Origin of the sequence: Ruegeria sp. HKCCA5491 (assembly GCF_013034565.1) — a bacterium.
Classification (GTDB): domain Bacteria; phylum Pseudomonadota; class Alphaproteobacteria; order Rhodobacterales; family Rhodobacteraceae; genus Ruegeria.
Window position 1 is genome coordinate 685720 of sequence record NZ_WQGG01000001.1, and the last position, 16513, is coordinate 702232.

General features: G+C 56.5%; 13 protein-coding genes. 6 read left to right on the forward strand and 7 right to left on the reverse strand.

Features of this window, described 5'->3' with window-relative positions:
* Positions 1-136: 136 nt before the first annotated feature.
* From GOV88_RS03245 to GOV88_RS03260, 4 genes are all read left to right on the forward strand, one after another.
* Positions 137-2059: a DUF3604 domain-containing protein gene (locus GOV88_RS03245; protein ID WP_171122692.1), complete on the forward strand. Its 1923-nt coding sequence runs from the start codon at positions 137-139 to the stop codon at positions 2057-2059.
* 101 nt (positions 2060-2160) lie between these two features.
* The gene (locus GOV88_RS03250) at positions 2161-2991 is read left to right on the forward strand and encodes a peptidylprolyl isomerase (protein WP_171239524.1); all 831 of its coding nucleotides are present in this window, start codon (positions 2161-2163) and stop codon (positions 2989-2991) included.
* Entirely contained in the window at positions 2988-3989 is a 1002-nt protein-coding gene (locus GOV88_RS03255) for a HupE/UreJ family protein (protein WP_171239525.1), read from the forward strand. Before GOV88_RS03250 ends, GOV88_RS03255 begins: the two co-directional genes overlap by 4 nt.
* 113 nt (positions 3990-4102) lie before the next feature.
* Positions 4103-6745: an AsmA family protein gene (locus GOV88_RS03260; protein ID WP_171239526.1), complete on the forward strand. Its 2643-nt coding sequence runs from the start codon at positions 4103-4105 to the stop codon at positions 6743-6745.
* A gap of 34 nt (positions 6746-6779) precedes the next feature.
* On the opposite strand, the gene GOV88_RS03265 is transcribed toward GOV88_RS03260, so the two are convergent.
* The 6 genes from GOV88_RS03265 to GOV88_RS03290 form a co-directional block, all read right to left on the reverse strand.
* Positions 6780-7700, reverse strand: coding sequence for a hypothetical protein (locus GOV88_RS03265; protein ID WP_171239527.1), 921 nt, complete (start codon positions 7698-7700; stop codon positions 6780-6782).
* Positions 7701-7706: 6 nt separating this feature from the next.
* Positions 7707-9020, reverse strand: a complete 1314-nt coding sequence (locus GOV88_RS03270; protein WP_171210499.1) for a TRAP transporter large permease — start codon at positions 9018-9020, stop codon at positions 7707-7709.
* A 4-nt stretch (positions 9021-9024) separates the two neighbouring features.
* Positions 9025-9558: a TRAP transporter small permease gene (locus GOV88_RS03275; protein WP_171120898.1), complete on the reverse strand. Its 534-nt coding sequence runs from the start codon at positions 9556-9558 to the stop codon at positions 9025-9027.
* A 69-nt stretch (positions 9559-9627) separates the two neighbouring features.
* On the reverse strand, positions 9628-10602 hold the full coding sequence (locus tag GOV88_RS03280; RefSeq protein ID WP_171239528.1) for a TRAP transporter substrate-binding protein: 975 nt from the start codon (positions 10600-10602) through the stop codon (positions 9628-9630).
* A 47-nt stretch (positions 10603-10649) separates the two neighbouring features.
* Positions 10650-11903, reverse strand: coding sequence for an FAD-binding oxidoreductase (locus GOV88_RS03285; RefSeq protein ID WP_171239529.1), 1254 nt, complete (start codon positions 11901-11903; stop codon positions 10650-10652).
* Positions 11900-13033, reverse strand: coding sequence for an enolase C-terminal domain-like protein (locus GOV88_RS03290; protein ID WP_171239530.1), 1134 nt, complete (start codon positions 13031-13033; stop codon positions 11900-11902). The genes GOV88_RS03285 and GOV88_RS03290 overlap by 4 nt, the downstream gene beginning before the upstream one ends.
* 98 nt (positions 13034-13131) lie before the next feature.
* Between GOV88_RS03290 and GOV88_RS03295 the strand changes: the two genes are divergently transcribed.
* Positions 13132-14052 (forward strand): LysR family transcriptional regulator, encoded by a 921-nt coding sequence (locus GOV88_RS03295; protein ID WP_171122678.1) that lies wholly within the window; start codon positions 13132-13134, stop codon positions 14050-14052.
* Here the strand turns inward: GOV88_RS03295 and GOV88_RS03300 are convergent.
* Positions 14013-15707 (reverse strand): thiamine pyrophosphate-binding protein, encoded by a 1695-nt coding sequence (locus tag GOV88_RS03300; RefSeq protein WP_171239531.1) that lies wholly within the window; start codon positions 15705-15707, stop codon positions 14013-14015. The two genes, GOV88_RS03295 and GOV88_RS03300, sit on opposite strands and share 40 nt — an antisense overlap.
* A 107-nt stretch (positions 15708-15814) precedes the next feature.
* Between GOV88_RS03300 and GOV88_RS03305 the strand changes: the two genes are divergently transcribed.
* Positions 15815-16513 carry a GntR family transcriptional regulator gene (locus tag GOV88_RS03305; protein ID WP_171239532.1) on the forward strand — a complete coding sequence of 233 codons (699 nt, stop codon included), beginning with the start codon at positions 15815-15817 and terminating at the stop codon, positions 16511-16513.

A 16513-nucleotide genomic window follows, 5' to 3' on the forward strand; every position in this document is an offset into this window, starting at 1 on the left:
TTGCGCGGTTCTGGTTTCACCCCTCCTACCGGCGCGCCCAAACAAAAATTCATTCGGATATATTAGAAAAATAGAATATCCTTAGGAGACGGCTGAATCGCCTGTATTTTTCGACTTTTTTACTGGGGAGATTTCGATGGTCAGACTGCGTTCGTGTTTGGTGGCTTTTATTTCGCTGCCCACCATTACTTTTGCTGACGCTGTTCCAAGCAAGCAAGCCGCCGAAGGCACGTTTGCGGAACGCCCCTTTTCACCTTACGCCAATCGCACGTTCCCCGAGCGCCCCTTGTGGGGGGATACGCACCTTCACACCGGGCTGTCACTGGATGCTGGCGCATTCGGGAATACCTTGCTGCCCGACGAAGCCTGGCGGTTTGCAAAAGGTGAACAAGTCATTTCATCCACAGGCCAGCCCGTTCGGTTGGCGCGGCCCCTGGATTGGATGGTTCTGACGGATCATACCGATCTGATGGGGTTTGCACCTGACCTGCAAGCCGGGAAACCCGGTGTTCTGTCCGATCCGAAAGGACTGGAGTGGTACGAGGGGTACAAGGCAGGTGGCGAGAACGCGGCCAAGGCTGCTTTTGACATCATTACGAATTTTTCGCAGATGACCCTGCCGGAAATCCTGCTTGAATCCTACAGCCCCGGCGCGGATGCCTTTGCGTTCACCTGGGAACAGATCGTTTTGGCGGCCGAACGTCATAATGATCCGGGCAAGTTCACTGCGTTCATCGGCTTTGAATGGACCTCGGTTCCGAAAGGGTTCAACCTGCACCGGAACGTCATGCTGCGCGATGGTCCAATTCGTGCGCTGCAAATGGTTCCACCGGTCACGCAGCCGCCCTATGGGGATACCGATCCCAAGGCCTTGTACGCCTGGCTGGAAGAGTATCAGGAAAAAACCGGTGGGCGGGCCGTTGCCTTTGCCCATAACGGAAACCTGTCCAATGGCTGGATGTTCCCGACCGAAGACACCTACCACGGCGGAAAAGTGGACGAAGAGTATGTTCAAAACCGCGCAAAGTGGGAGCCGCATTACGAAGTCACGCAAATCAAGGGCGACGGCGAGGCTCACCCCTATCTCAGCCCCGATGATCCGTTTGCCGATTACGAAAACTGGGATGTTGGCAATCTGGATATCACCGAACTCAAGACCGAGGACATGCTGGCCGGTGAATACGCGCGCGAGGCGTTGAAACGCGGCTTGGCGCTTGAGGAAAAGTTCGGAGTGAACCCCTACAAATTCGGCATGGGCGGCGCCACGGACAGCCACACCTCACTGGCGACCGCGGAAGAGGAAAACTACTTTGGCAAGTCGGTAAGTGCTGAACCTTCGGCAACGCGCGTTCTGCATCCCTTTGTGGAAAGTGAACTGGGCGCATTCGAAGGACACACGCTTGTCGCGTCCGGGTACACTGCGGTTTGGGCGTCCGATAACACTCGTGCGGCGATCTTTGACGCCTTCAAACGCCGGGAGACCTATGCCACGACCGGGCCGCGCATCGGCCTGCGCTTTTTCGGTGGCTGGGATTTTCAGGACGACGACCTACTGACGCGGCTGGTCGCGGATGTCGGTTATACCAAAGGTGTGCCCATGGGCAGCGACTTGCGCCCGCGTGAGGGCGATGGCGCGCCATCTTTCCTGATTGGCGCTCTGCGCGACCCCATTGGCGCAAATCTGGACCGGGTACAGGTCGTAAAGGGCTGGCTGGATGCTGAAGGTGAGCTTCAGGAGAAAGTGTTCAATGTCGCCTGGTCCGGCGATCGCGCATTGGATTCGAATGGCCAGTTGCCTGAGGTTGGCAATACAGTCGATCTCGATACCGCAAGCTGGAGCAATACGATCGGGACATCTGAACTTCTGACCGTGTGGACCGACCCCGAGTTCGATCCGAGCCAAAGAGCATTCTACTATGTTCGAGTGTTGGAAATCCCGACACCGCGCTGGGTTCTGTATGACAAATTGCGCTTTGGCATTGATTTGCCAGAAGAAGCCCAGTTGGTTCATCAGGAACGCGCTTATTCCTCGCCAATATGGTACACCCCCAGCGAGTGATGCGCGGGCTTAAGTCGTCAACTAATCAACACTATTAAGTCACCGGAAAAAGAGCCGCTGGTCAGTAATGACCACGGCCCTCCGCTTCCGAGAAAGAGCCCATGCGTGTATTGAAAGACCCCTTGCTCCACTTCCTCTTGATCGGGTGCGGAATATTTGGATGGTTCTTCCTTGTTGCCCCGGACGGTGAAGTTGCCCCTCCAGCAGAAACGATAATTGTCGACCAGGATGATGTGGATTTGCTGGTTGCACGTTTTACCGACAGTTGGAAACGGCCACCGACGGACACCGAACGACAGGCGTTGATTGAAGCTCTGATCCGTGAAGAAGTCCTTGTTCGCGAAGCGCGCAAACTTGGGTTAGACCGTGGCGATCAGGTAATCCGGGCGCGGCTGGCGCAGAAGATGGATTTTCTGACAGATGCAATCGCGTCCTCGGTAGAGCCGGAAACCGACGTTCTGCAAGCGTACCTGGAGCAGAACGCGGAACGCTTCACCACACCTCGGTTAATTGCATTTGATCAGGTGTTTCTGGGTGAAGCGCCGACGCCTGCTGACATGGACTCCGCGCTAGCAAGGCTAAGAGCCGGCGAAGACTGGACCGGCGTCGGGGCGCGCACACTGCTGCCGTTGTCCCTGCCTTTATCTGCCGCACGCTCAGTCGATGCGGCGTTCGGATACGGGTTCTCTGGCGCCGTAAACCAATTGAAGCTCGGTGAGTGGGAAGGCCCCATTCAGTCGGGTTATGGTCTTCATCTGGTTCGGATCACCGACACGCAACCCTCCAAATTGCCCGAACTGGAGGATATCCATGATGCGGTTTTGCTTGAATGGCGGCGGGACACGGGTGAAGAATTGGCGCAGGCCCAGTTCGAGGATTTGGCCGCAACCTATCAGGTCGTCACTCCGGAAACCGAAAAGGCGCAAGAATGAAGGCTGCGCTGTTTGTGTTGTTGACCGTTTGGGTCGCACTTTCGGGGGCGCCGGCGCAGGCACATGCGCTGGACCCGGGCTATCTGGAGCTGAGGCAATTGGCTCAGAACACTTGGCAAGTGTTGTGGCGAAAACCTGATGTGACAGGCCGCCCCATGACGATTGATGCGGTTTTGCCAGAGTCCTGCTCGCCCGCGCGAGGCCCTGAACCCACATCAGACGGCGTTGCATGGATATCGATTTGGGTCGCTGAATGCGAAACCGGCCTTGGGGGAAATTCAGTTAAAATTGATGGGCTGGAAACACAAAGAAATGACGTGCTTTTGCGGCTTCAACCCATTGATGCACCGACAACAACTCTCAGGTTCACGCCTGACACTGTAGAACTGGAAATTCCCCGACAACCTACGACGTTGGCCGTCTTCACAAGCTATTTTCGCCTTGGTTTCGAACACATTCTGGAAGGTTGGGATCACCTGCTATTCGTTTTTGCCCTGTTCCTTCTGGTGCGTGACAAGTGGCGTCTGGTCGGCGCGGTGACAGCGTTTACAGTTGCCCATTCGATCACTTTGGCTTTGGCAACTCTGGGCGTGCTGAACGTCCCCGGCCCGCCTGTGGAAGCAGTAATCGCCCTGTCGATCGTTTTCCTCGCGCTGGAAATCCTGCGCCGAAAGGACGGGCAATTGCGGTTGTCGGAACAGTACCCTTGGATCGTATGCTTTTGCTTCGGGCTGCTGCACGGCTTGGGCTTTGCCGGGGCATTGGCCGAAATCGGCATCCCCCCTCAGGACGTTTTCGCCGCCTTGCTTTCTTTCAATCTGGGTGTTGAAGCTGGTCAGCTTTTGTTTATTGCGACCCTGTCAGCGGTTCTGATGGCATGGCATTTCATGACACCCTCTGGATCGGGGCGGCTTGCGACTTATTCCATGCCGATCGCAGGCTACGCGATCGGGTGCGTGTCGATATATTGGTTGGTTGAACGTGTTAGCGGGTTTTGATGCTAAGGTGGATGCAATGAATCGGTTAACGAAGAACCGATAATACTTGATCTGAAAGACGCACCGCGAACCAAGCAACAGTGGACGCAAGAATGAATTGAGAGGGGCATATAGTGCGAGTTTTGCTAAAAGGCGCGCTGATAATTGGCGTAATTATCCTTTTCGTCGTTGCCGCCGCATGGCTGTTTCTATCATCCCCGTTTCTGTCGACCCCGCGCACCGCCATGGCCCAACAGGTTCTGACCAACAAGCTGGGTCAGCAATTGGTTATCAACGAAAACATAAGTGTTGGGCTTGGCTCACAATTGTCGGTCACAGCCAACGGCATTGTGATGCCTTCTGCGTCGCTGGAGGGTACCGACCTTGCCAAGATAGATACGCTCAGCTTTTCGGTTTCTGCTGCGGATCTTGTGAAGGCAAAACTGTCGATCAGCAATTTGATGGTGGACGGAATTCACCTAAACCTGATTGCAACAGAAAACGGTAAGACAAGCTGGCCAACCGGTCAAAAGACAGACGACGCAAGCGGCCCAATGCTAACGACGAATGCTGTTTCAGAGATTTTTGCAGACCGTGAACTTAGCCTAACCAACATCACGGTCCTGTATCAAAGTGCGCAAAATGGTCTCGATTTCGATCTACGCCTGCCGGAACTGACATTGGCGTCTGGCGACGGGGTCGCGGTCGCCTCGGCCAACGGGCACGGCACATTGAATGGGCAGGCATTTGACCTAAGCGCCCAATTCCCTGACCAAGACCCTTTTCAGGTAACGGCCAAGTTCGATCAGGTTTCACTTGCCGCGACCGAGGTTCAAGCCGAAGCGGGCTTGGCGATTGCTACCACTGCGACGATTGATGAACTTGGACAACTTCTCGATATTCTAAAGCTGAACCGTGTTCTTGAAGGTTCTGGAAGTGCGGAAGCGGTATTGAAGGTCTCTGAGGGCGTGTCACGTCTGGACGACCTTAACATACAGGCACAATTGGAAGGCCGGCAGAGCCTGGAGCTCACCGGTCAGATCGGTGAGCTTGGCAATCCGGAAGATGTGTCCCTGACGACCCGGATTCGGTTGTACCCAGAAGGGGCCGAGCCCGCGCCGGCTGCATCGCGCTATGACCTGAAACTGATTTCGGTGGACATGGTCATGGACAGCGTCCCCGGTGAAATACCGCAGCGGCAGATGGTCATTGAAACCAATGGTTTCACACTGGACACATCGGGCGAAGGCCCGCCCCCAGTTAAATTCTCGGAAGTGTCCAGAACGCCGGATGGAAAACTGCGAGTTGGCAATGTGAACCTGCGGATCGGTGACCCCGCGAACCCGTTTGTCATTCTCAACGGATCGGTAGGGGACGCGTTGCAGTTGCAGGAGGTCTTAGGCGAAGGAATACTTGAAATTCCGGCAAGCAGTTTGATTTCCCCCGAACTGTTGGGCGAAGATGATCAACTTGGAAAGTTCTCCGGCGCGTTTTCCCTGACCGGCAATATCAAACAGCTCTCGCTCTCGGACTTGAACGGAAGCACAAGTGACACGGATGTCTGGTCTCTGGACGTTCATGGTTCTGTCGAGAACGTTCTTAAGTTCGAAAACCTGGACCTTGGCATCGAAATCGAAGTCCCATCCGGTGCCGACCTTTTGCAGGCATTGTCGCTAGAGCCCGTAGATACCGGACATACAGGATTTTCGATCGACCTTCATAGCGATGGTACGGATTGGAGCGCACAGGCGGATGTGACCGTCGCCGATTCCGGCCTGACCTTTTCAGCCACTCTGGACGACGCGACCTCGGACCCTGTCCTCAAGGGGTTAATCGAAAGCGACCTGATCCGTATTGACCAGATCCGCAGCATCGTTCTGGCGACCGCTCAGTTACGCAAACTGGGTGTGGCCGACGAGGATACCACAGCAGAAACAGACGCACATGCGGAACCCGGCGCCCTAAGGGACGTAACGCTGAAACCGATTGGGCGCTCTATCCTTCTGTCTGGAATGAATATGGATGTTGATATCGACTTGCGCCACATCGAAGGCTCGGACGGTATCAGCACTTTGCAAAGCGAACTGACCCTGAACGAAAGCGAACTGAAAGCGGGGCCGTTGAAGTTTGAATATGGTGGCGCCCATTTCGACGTCAGTGGCCGTATGGACTTGTCGGGCGAAGATCACCGGCTGAACCTTAAAGGTCAGGCTGGGGGGTGGCGGCTGAACGACATTCTGCACAACCTGAATTTCAAGAAAGGCGCCAGCGGAACTATTTACGCGGATTTCGACGTCACCGGCGGGATCGACTCGGCCAAACATTTCGTCAAATCCATGAGCGGTAACGCCACCGTTTCCATGCGCGACGGGTCGATTGAAACCCAGCTATTGGATCTTGCGGGCCTTGGGTTGCTACCTTGGGTCTTTTCAAAGGAAAAGCAGAAGGTTGCGCCAATCGTTTGTTTACGCGCACCGCTGGCTATTGCAAACGGCAATATCTCGACCAAACAAACCACCTTGGAGACCGATCAGGTTCAGGTCGTCGTATTTGGCGCGGTGGATGTGAACAACAAGGCACTGGACCTTAACCTGCAACCTCGCAAAATCGGTGATCCCCTGTCCCGCAGTCCGTGGCCAGTGACGGCGACCGGTCCGCTGGCAAAGCCAAACATTAAGGTCAAGGACGGGCCGAAGCGCCTGAAACGGTCAGACGGGGCCGATCAGATGCCCGCCAAGCGCAAACTTTGCGTGCCCGATATCTTGCAGTTGCAGTAATTTGGTGGACTGAGGTTCCTTAACCCCAGCAAGACTATCCTGCGCGGTATAGCCGTCGCATGACGGTCGGCGTCAGATACATCGGAATTTGATACGCGCCGATGAACACCATCAACGGCGCGGTAACCTCCGGAGGCAGCGCCACAAAGAAGATGGCAATATTCCGGTTGCCCGCAATCAAGGCCATGGCCGTTCTTTTGGCCGGGGACAGCCTGTTGCGTGTCAGGACATATGTCACCGCCTGAGCGCCAAAATTTGCGCAACACGCGAAAGCGATCCAAAACAAAGCAGTACCGGGCTGGTCCAACATTGTGCTGCTGACCGAAGGCATTAACCCCACGACGAAAACGGCCAATGTGATCGTGCCCAACCCTTCAAGGTTCATCAGTATTCCTTGCGACGGGGATTTTAGCACTGTTCGACGCAGAGCTATCGCTGCAAATGTCGTAGCGAAAATCGTCACGAACAACTTTAGCACGGCCTGCAACACCGTATGAAAATCACCAATCTCGGGCATCAGCCAAAAGATGGGAAACACGGTCAGCGGTAAAACGGCAGTCCCGGCCACAAGCAAACGCATCGCGTGTTCCGCCGGGTACCCCATCATCAGGCACAGATTGGGGCTGCCTGCGATGGATGGCGCTGCGGTCATGATTAGCAAAGCCAAAAGCACGGGCTCCGCGTTCCAACCAAACAGAAAGCCAACAGCAAGCACAGCCAACGGAATGGCGAATTGAAAACCCAATACAGTCCCGAATACAAGCCGCCAGTCGCCCATCGAGCCCAGAATGGACGACGGCTCCATCCTCAGGACGGTCACAAACAACAGTAGAACCACCAGCGGGGGCAGCATCGGGCGCATCGGTTCGGCCAGTCCCGGCAGCAGCAACCCACCAACCAGTCCAGCCACTAGAACAAGCGGGCCGTTGCGCGCGGCCCAATGCAAGGGGTTCAAGACGGGCTACCCACCGGGGCTCTGACGTAGGTTGTCCGGAAGCCATGTGGCCAGTTCCGGGAACCAGATCAACACGAAGACCATCAAGACCATGATCAGGAACATCGGGATCGCGGCGCGGGCAATATAGCCCATCTCATGATTGGTCATGCCCTGCATGACGAACAGGTTGAAACCGATCGGAGGGGTGATCTGCGCCATCTCAACCACAACAACGATGAATATTCCGAACCAGATCAGATCGATACCGGCCTCCCTGATCATCGGCTCCACAACGGCCATGGTCAGAACGACCGACGAGATGCCATCAAGGAAACAACCCAGAATGATGTAAAAGACCAAAAGCACCATGAGCAGCTCAAACCGTGTCAGCTCCCACCCTGCGATCAGGTCGGCCAAACCACGTGGCAATCCCGTAAAGCCCATCGACAGTGACAGAAAGGCCGCCCCCGCAAGGATTAACGCAATCATGGCACTTGTGCGGGTTGCTCCCATCAGGCTTTCCGTAAAGGTCTTCCAGTTCAGTGACCCCTGCCCCGCCGCAAGCAGAAGCCCCCCGATCACCCCAAACGCTGCAGCTTCGGTGGCAGTTGCATAGCCCAAATACATTGAGCCAATCACAACCATGATCAGCAGGATCACGGGCAACAAAAACCGAGAGTTCCTGATTTTCTCGGAAAAGCTGAGCTTGCCCTCGTCGTTCGGATTCCAATCCTTGCCCAACTTTGAATAGATCGCGACATAGCCCATGAACATGGCGGCCAGAACCAGACCCGGAAGGATGCCAGCGAAGAACAGCTTGGTAATGGATTCATTTATCGTCACGCCGTAGACGATCAGGGTCAGGGATGGCGGGATCATCAAGCCAAGCGTCGCCGCCCCCGTCAGGGTGCCGATGATCATGCGCTCGGGGTAGTTGCGTTTGCGTAGCTCGGGAATGGACATCTTGCCCACGGTCGTCAGGGTCGCAGCAGACGATCCAGACACCGCAGCAAACACGGTACAGCCTACGATGTTCGTGTGTACCAACCCGCCGGGCAGCGGGGCCATCCAAGGCGAAAGCCCCTTGAACATGTCTTCAGATAATCGCGTTCGATAGAGGATTTCCCCCATCCAAATAAACATGGGCAACGCGGTCAAAGTCCACGAGGACGAAGCTGACCAGACCGTAGTGATCATCACATCGCCGACCGGCCGTGTGGTGAACAGTTCCATCCCCACCCAAGCCACGCCCATCAGGGCAAGGCCGACCCATACGCCCGTGCCGAGCAAGGTGAACAGAACGAAAAGAAAAAGAATGATGACTGAGATATTTTCCATGCCGTCACTCCCCGTGGCTCTGATCTGCGAGATCACGAGTGATGCGGTGATCACCTTTCACGACGACATGGATCAGGTGATCCGTCAGGGCGATTGCAAGGATCACCGCGCCGATCAGCATAGATGACTGAGGGATCCAAAGGGCGGTCTTGTCCTGCCCCTGACTCACGTCGTTGAATTTCCAACTCCAGTAGACAAACCGATAGGCATACCAGCAAAAGTACCACATCACGGCAGCACCGACGGCAAAGCACCAGATCTCCAGCACCCTGCGGACACCATTGGGAACGGCGTTCAACAGGATCGACACGCGAATATGGCTACCCCGGTTCAATGCGTTCGCAAAGGCCAGAAAGGACGCCGCAGCCATGGCATATCCGGCATAGTCAGGGGCACCGGGAAAAACCTCGCCTGTCCAGCGGGCCAGCATCTGCACCACAATCAGCAACAAGATGGCGATCAGGCTCAGCGCGGCCAGAACGCCTGCGGCCTGATAAATGAAATCCAATACGGACCGAAGCCCTCGCAATGCTGCCATACCGTCCCCGCGATGTTATGATTGGTCAGACAAAGGGCGGCAGGATACCCCGCCGCCCGTTTGAGGGATTTATTGCGACTGGAATGCGTCGACGATGGCCTTGCCTTCGTCCCCTGCCGCCTCGAGCCACTCGTTTGTCATGGTCACACCGATCTCTTTCAACTCGTTGACCATCTGCTCAGAAGCCGGACCAACGGTCATACCACCATCACGCAAGCCTTGAAGGGTGAAACCAGTATATTCCTTGGCACGCCAGTTACCGGCATATTCCGCCAGCTCCGCGCAGGCCTTGATGACATTCTTGTTGGCGTCAGACACACCACCCCAGACATCTGAGTTGACCATCACATAGTTGCGCGGCAACCAGGCATCCACCTCGTAGAAATAATTCAGGCTTTCCCATACCTTACGGTCATACCCGGTGGACCCCGACGACACCATCGAGTCGGCCACGCCGGTTGCAAATGCCTGGCTGATTTCTGCCGCTTCGATCGTGACTGGCAGCATCCCGGTCAGCTCTGCAAGGCGTGAGGTCGCGTTGTTGTAGGATCGGAACTTGATGCCTTCCATATCCGCGACCGAGTTCACCTCGTTCTTGAAATAGAGACCCTGCGGCGGCCATGGAACTGCGTAAAGCAACGTCAGGTTCTGTTCTGCCAGCAGGTTCTCAATGGACGGCTTGGCCGCTTCCCAAAGTTTTGCGCTGTCATCGAATGACGTCGCAAGGAAGGGGATCGAGTCAAAACCAAACAGCGCATTTTCGTTCTGGTGCCCCGACAACAGGCGTTCCCCGATTGGCGCCTGTCCGGTCTGAATTGCACGTTTGATATCCGCGCCCTTGAACAAGGACCCCGACGGATGGGTTACGATTTCAATCTCACCGCCGGTTCCGGTGGTAACGCACTTAGCAAACTCGGCCCCCGTAGCGGAATGGAAGTTGGATGCAGAATATGCCATGGGCATATCCCATTTTTCCGCCACAGCCGGAACGACCGAAGCGGCTGTCAAAGCGGTTGCCGCCAAAAGACTTGTTAGTTTCTTCATCGTATTCTCCCTATTGAATATCGAACCGCCGGTGTTTCTCACCGACATTATTGTGTTGCATAGCGTGAGGGCGCATAGACGCTCACGTCTGTGTTCGGAGTTCTGTCCGCGATCATCTGGGCCAACAGGCGCCCGGTTTTCGGCCCACCCGTCAAACCGATGTGATGGTGCCCAAAGCCAAGATACGCACCTTTGATATTAGGTACTTCGCCGATGATCGGGATCGAATCCGCCGGGGCGGGTCTGTGCCCCATCCATTCAACTTCCTCCTTCCATGTTACACCCGGAAAGGCAGCTCGGGCGTTTTTCTTCAGCAATTCGAACGGCGCGCGTGACGGCGCCGCATCCAGCCCTCCGAATTCGACGATACCGGCCAAACGAATTCGCCCATCCATCGGAGTGGCCACAAACTTGCCCGAAGCCACCATCACCGGGCTACGCGGCATCGCAGAAGGCTCTATCAATTCAAGATGATAGCCGCGTTCGCTTTCCAAAGGAACAGAAACCCCAAGACGCGCGGCCAGAGGGCCCGACCAAACACCCGCAGTGATCAGGGCTGTATCACAGGCGATGGTCTCACCACCTGCCCGCACACCAACCACCCGACCGTTTTCATAGGCGATGTCTTCGACAGTGGCGCGAACAATTTGACCGCCCTGCGCTTCGACATGTGCCGCAAGGTCTTTCACATAACGCCCCGGATCAGTGATGTGGCCGTGATCTGAAAGCTTTGCAGCAAATCCGATCTCCTGACCAAAGACAGGGTCATAGGCACGAAATGCCTCGCCCTCCAGTTCCTGCCATTGGAACCCGTACTTTCGACGTATCGCCCACCCAAACGCGTCACCTTCGAACTGCGCCCGGTTTTCATAAAGAAACAGATAGTCGGACGGCACGATCCACTTTTCGGCCCCTGTCCCTTTGGCAAGGGCTTCGTGGTCATTCAAACTGTCCCCCACGATCGGGGTCAGTGCAGCCGCAATACGTTCCACATCATTTGCATTCGCATGTTTGAGATATTGGGACAGCCACGGCAGAAGCTTGGGCAAGTACCCCCATTTCATGAACAACGGCTGAGAGGGGCTAAACAGCATCTTCGGAGCTTTTCGAAGCAACCCTGGAACGGTCACCGGCACGATTGAGCAAGAAGCCAACACTCCGCCATTGCCGTATGAGGTGCCTTCGCCCGGGCCTGCTTTGTCGATCAGGATCACCCGATGCCCATCACGCTGAAGCCAGATTGCAGAGGACACGCCGACAATACCGGCCCCGATGATCGCGATGGTTTTTGCGTCGTTCATGCTGCCACCGCCTTGGTTATTGCATAGTGGTTCAGTTTTCCGATGTCAGGACACCCGCCCAGCCCCGGACCAACGGGAACGATCACGTTGCCGTCGGCCACGCGGAAAGGATCTTGCAGAATGTCTTCCGCAAGGAAGTATGAAGACTGATAAAACTCGCAGCCCAGAGTTATCTCGGGCGTTGCCGCAATCATGTGGGTGCCCGCAAGGTGGGCCAACCCTGCTTCGAACATGTCGCCGCCATACGCGCTCAACCCATGGGCTGCTGCGATACGCGCAGTTGTCTGGGCGCGGTGTAGCCCACCGGATTTCATGATTTTCACCGAAACGCCGTCGCATATGTTTTCGCGCGCGGCGCGCTCCATATCTTCAGGACCAAAAACGCTTTCATCTGCAAGCAGGGGCACATCAATCATCTGCCTTAAACGGGCCATCATGCCAAAGTGATGCGCCCGCACGGGTTGCTCGATGAAATCCGGTGCAAATTGCGCGACGTCCCGCACCCGTGCAGCGGCATCCGTAATTTCAAGCCCCTGATTATAGTCCACTCTGACAGACATATCCGGGTAGTTCTGCGCCAGATATTCCAGCCGCATGATGTCAAAGGCATGATCCTTGAACCCCGTCTTCAGCTTAACGATCCGAACGCCGTCGTCCTGCAGCCGATCCAGCAGTTCCTTGTCCTGCGCGAATTCAGGGTTGGCGATTGAACAGCTCAGCGGAATGGTATCGCGGCACTTTCCACCCAACAATGCCCACACCGGCACGCCACTGATCCGACCAGCCAAGTCAAGCAGCGCACTGTCCAACGCGGCCTTCGCTTCGGTGCAATGTGCGACGACGCGGGACGCCTGTTCCGTGATGGCGGCCCGGTCGGCAATGCACGAGCCAATCACCAGCGGCCGGATATACCGGTCCAAAGCCGCATAGGTGGCCTCGGGCGTTCCCGTGAACACCGACCAGGGCGAGGCCTCGCCAAACCCATGACAGCCGTCCTCGGACGTCAGGCGCAAGACGACAACTTCGCAACTTCCTTCAACAGTGCCAATTCCATGATCACGGCGTGACGTGACCGGCAGCTTCAGATGCCACAGGTCAAACCCAACAATTTTCTGAAACAGGTCGCCCATGCCGCATCCCCTTGATGAGCGGAAGCCTGCCTTGACCTGTATATCATTTCAAATACTATGTTTTCGCAACTCCATCAGAAAAAATGATAGGATGAACCATGTCTCTGCGCTTTCGCCAATTGCAGGCTTTTCACGCCATCATGGAAACCGGAACCGTCACCGGCGCGGCGTCTGTACTGGGCATTTCGCAGCCGGGCATCAGTAATCTTCTGGCACAGCTTGAGCGCGAGGCCCGACTGCCCCTGTTTGAACGCAGCAAAGGCCGATTATTACCCACGCCCGAGGCCGAGCTGCTGTACCGTGAGGTTGACACCGTCGTGCGCGGCCTGGATCACGTTGCCCAAGCGGTCTCTGACCTGCAAAACAAGCATCCCGGTCAGCTTCAGATCGCGGCCCCTCATCTGTTGTCCTTCGGCTTTATCCCGCGCGAGGTCGCCCGCTTTGCCAAAACTCGACCAAACCTGTCCGTCAGTTTTCAATCGCAGTATTCGTCAAAAATACAAGAATGGGTAACCTCGGGCCTGTTCGAGATCGGGGTCGTCGAGATGCCAATCCTTCACGACACGCTGAATTATCAGGTGTTCCACTTCGAAACTCTGGCCACGTTCCCCGAAGGCAGTCCGCTAGCCGCCCACGATGTCCTGACGCCTGCGTTGCTGGAGAACGAGCCTTTCATTGTCATGGGGCCGGAACATCAAACGCACCGGCGCACTAGGGATGCGTTTCAAACGCAGGGGCGCACGTGGCGAACACAAATCCACACGCATCTGTCTGAAAACTTACTGAGCTTCGTCAAACAAGGCATGGGCGTTGCCCTGATTGATCCCTTTACAGTTAATTTCGATGAAGAGACCGGCTATCAGACCCGCCCCTTCCGGCCGGCCGTGATGCTGGACCTAGCGATCATAACGGCCAAGGGTCGCCCTCTCTCAACTGTTGCGCAGGACTTTCTGGCCCAACTCACAGCTTCAATTGCGACTTACGCCACCCATTCGGACACCGGCGCGGCGGCCTCGTGAAGCGGTTGGGAATGTATATCCACCAAGGTTGGCCCGTCATGTTCCACGGCCATCGCCAACACCCTGCGCAGGTCGGCCGGGTCTTTCACAGTCCACGACTTGACCCCAAAGGCCGAAGCAACCGCAGCATGGTCGGTGCGATCAAAGTCGACATTGTAATACCGCTGCCCGAACCCAGCATCCTGACCCGCCTTGATCCACCCAAAGACCGAGTTTGAGAACACGATCGAAGTGATCGGCATTTTGTGCCGTACCATCGTTTCAAACTCACCACATGTGAACCCGAAAGAGCCATCTCCCATGACGGCCAGCGTTTTGACGGACGGCCTGCCGATATGCGCCCCCATCGCGGCCCCTAACGAATATCCCAAGGCACCATGCGCTCGGTTCGTGATGAAGTGGCGCCCGGCGCTTTGCCACCGGTAATGTGCACTGAAATAGGGGCAAGGGGTCCCCGGATCTGCGACAATCGTGGCATCGTCATCAAGAACATCCATGAGCGCTGCCATGACGGCCTCGGGGCGGATCGGGGCTTCACGGCTTGCCGCTAGCGGGGCAAAGGCGGCGGTTTTGGCAGCCCAGGCGGCCTTGGCCTTGGCTGCACCGCCTTGGCCGGGCAGATCATCATTTCCCTCCAGCGCGTCCGCCAGCGCTTCCAGCGCCAGCCGCGCGTCGGCGCAGATCGCCACCTCAGTCCGATAGTTCGCGCCGATCACCATCGGGTCGCTGTCGATGTGGATGATCGTTGCGTTTCGGGCCGGGCTTCTCCAGCGTTCGGTCGTAACCGACCCTGCGCGGCAACCGATAAACAGAACCACGTCCGCCTGATCTACAACCGCCCGAGTCGCTGGCACGCCTCCGTTTGATCCCACGACGCCCAGCGCCAAAGGCTCGGTCTCGGCCAGCGCGCCCTGACCTGAAACCGTTGTGGCCACAGGCATATCCAAAGCCTTTGCCACCCGGCGCAGCGCATCGCTGGCCCCCGACAGAACAGGCCCGCCCCCGCAAACGGCCACTGCCGATTTTGCCTTAGCCAAGACTTCCGCGGCCGCGTCTATCGCGTCAGGATCAGGCCCCGCCCGTTCAGCCGGATAACTGCGATGCCGCGCGTCCGCCCAGATTTCAGTTTCGTCCACCGAGGCCTTTTGAACATCAAAGGGCAAAGCAAGATGTGCCGCACCGGGCGTTCCGGTCGTCATAGCCCGGAACGCCGCCCGCATCATTGCAGGCAACCGCGAGGCATCGTCGATCGAGGCGTTCCACTTCGCCAGCGGCTTGAACAAAGCTGTCTGGTCCAATTCTGTCAGCGGGTATTTTCCCCGGCTGGTTGTCGCGACATCAGAGGTGATCGCCAGAATCGGCACCGAGCTTTCGTTGGCCTCGACCACACCCGGCAGTATATAGGTCGCCCCACCGCCCGATGGCCCCTCGCAAATACCGGGTTTGCCCGTAACGCGGGCATAACCGTCAGCCATATATGCCGCGTGTCGTTCGTCGCGGGTTAAGATGTGCTGAATGCCGTGATCCATCCGCGCCAACGCATCATAAAACGGCAGGGTCGTGTCCCCACACAAACCAAACATGTGAGTCACGCCATGGGCTTCAAGCATTCTTACCATCGCCTCAGCCCCTGTCAGGTAGTTCACGCCCGTCATATTTGCCCTCATCAAGGATTGAATACATAACTGTATACAGTATTGCATATTGAATTCAAGATCGACCTGTGGCACCCCTGAAAAGAAGCAGAGGAAGGCAATATTTGATGGCGGGTCCACGAGTCGATGACATTTACGATCAGGTAAAGGCGATGGCGGTGTCATTTCGCCTGCGTCCGGGTGACCGCCTGAACGAAGTCGCACTCTCCAAAGAACTCGGCGTAAGCCGGACCCCCCTGCGCGAGGCGCTGAACCGTCTGGTCGCCGAACGCCTATTCGACTTTCGCCCCGGTCAGGGGTTTTTTTGCAGACCCTTGGATGCCCAGAGCGTGTACGACCTGTTCGAACTGCGCCAGATCATAGAAGTGGCCGCAGTACGTGCGGCTTGCGCCAAGGCAACGGATCAAGAGCTGAAGGCGCTTGAACAGGAACTGTACGACACAGGCATCGACATAACTGGCCTGACGGTCGAAGAAGCCGTAGCGCGCGACGAGGTATTCCATATCGGAATCGCGCGGTTGTCGGGCAATCGCGAATTGCTGCAAACCCTCAGCCGGATCAATGACCGTATCCGGTATATCCGGTGGGTTTCGATGACTGCGGACCGCATTCATCGCTCGAAAGATCAGCACAAGGGTGTAATGAACGCCATGCTTGAGCGAAACACGGACGAGGCCGCGCGGATAATGGGGGCCCATATCTCCAGGCGGATGGATCAGGTACAGGACGCAGTACGTCAGGGAATTTCCAGCATCTATATGGAGGGGCCCGACGAAATCGCGACCCGCATCATTGAGGAGGCTTGA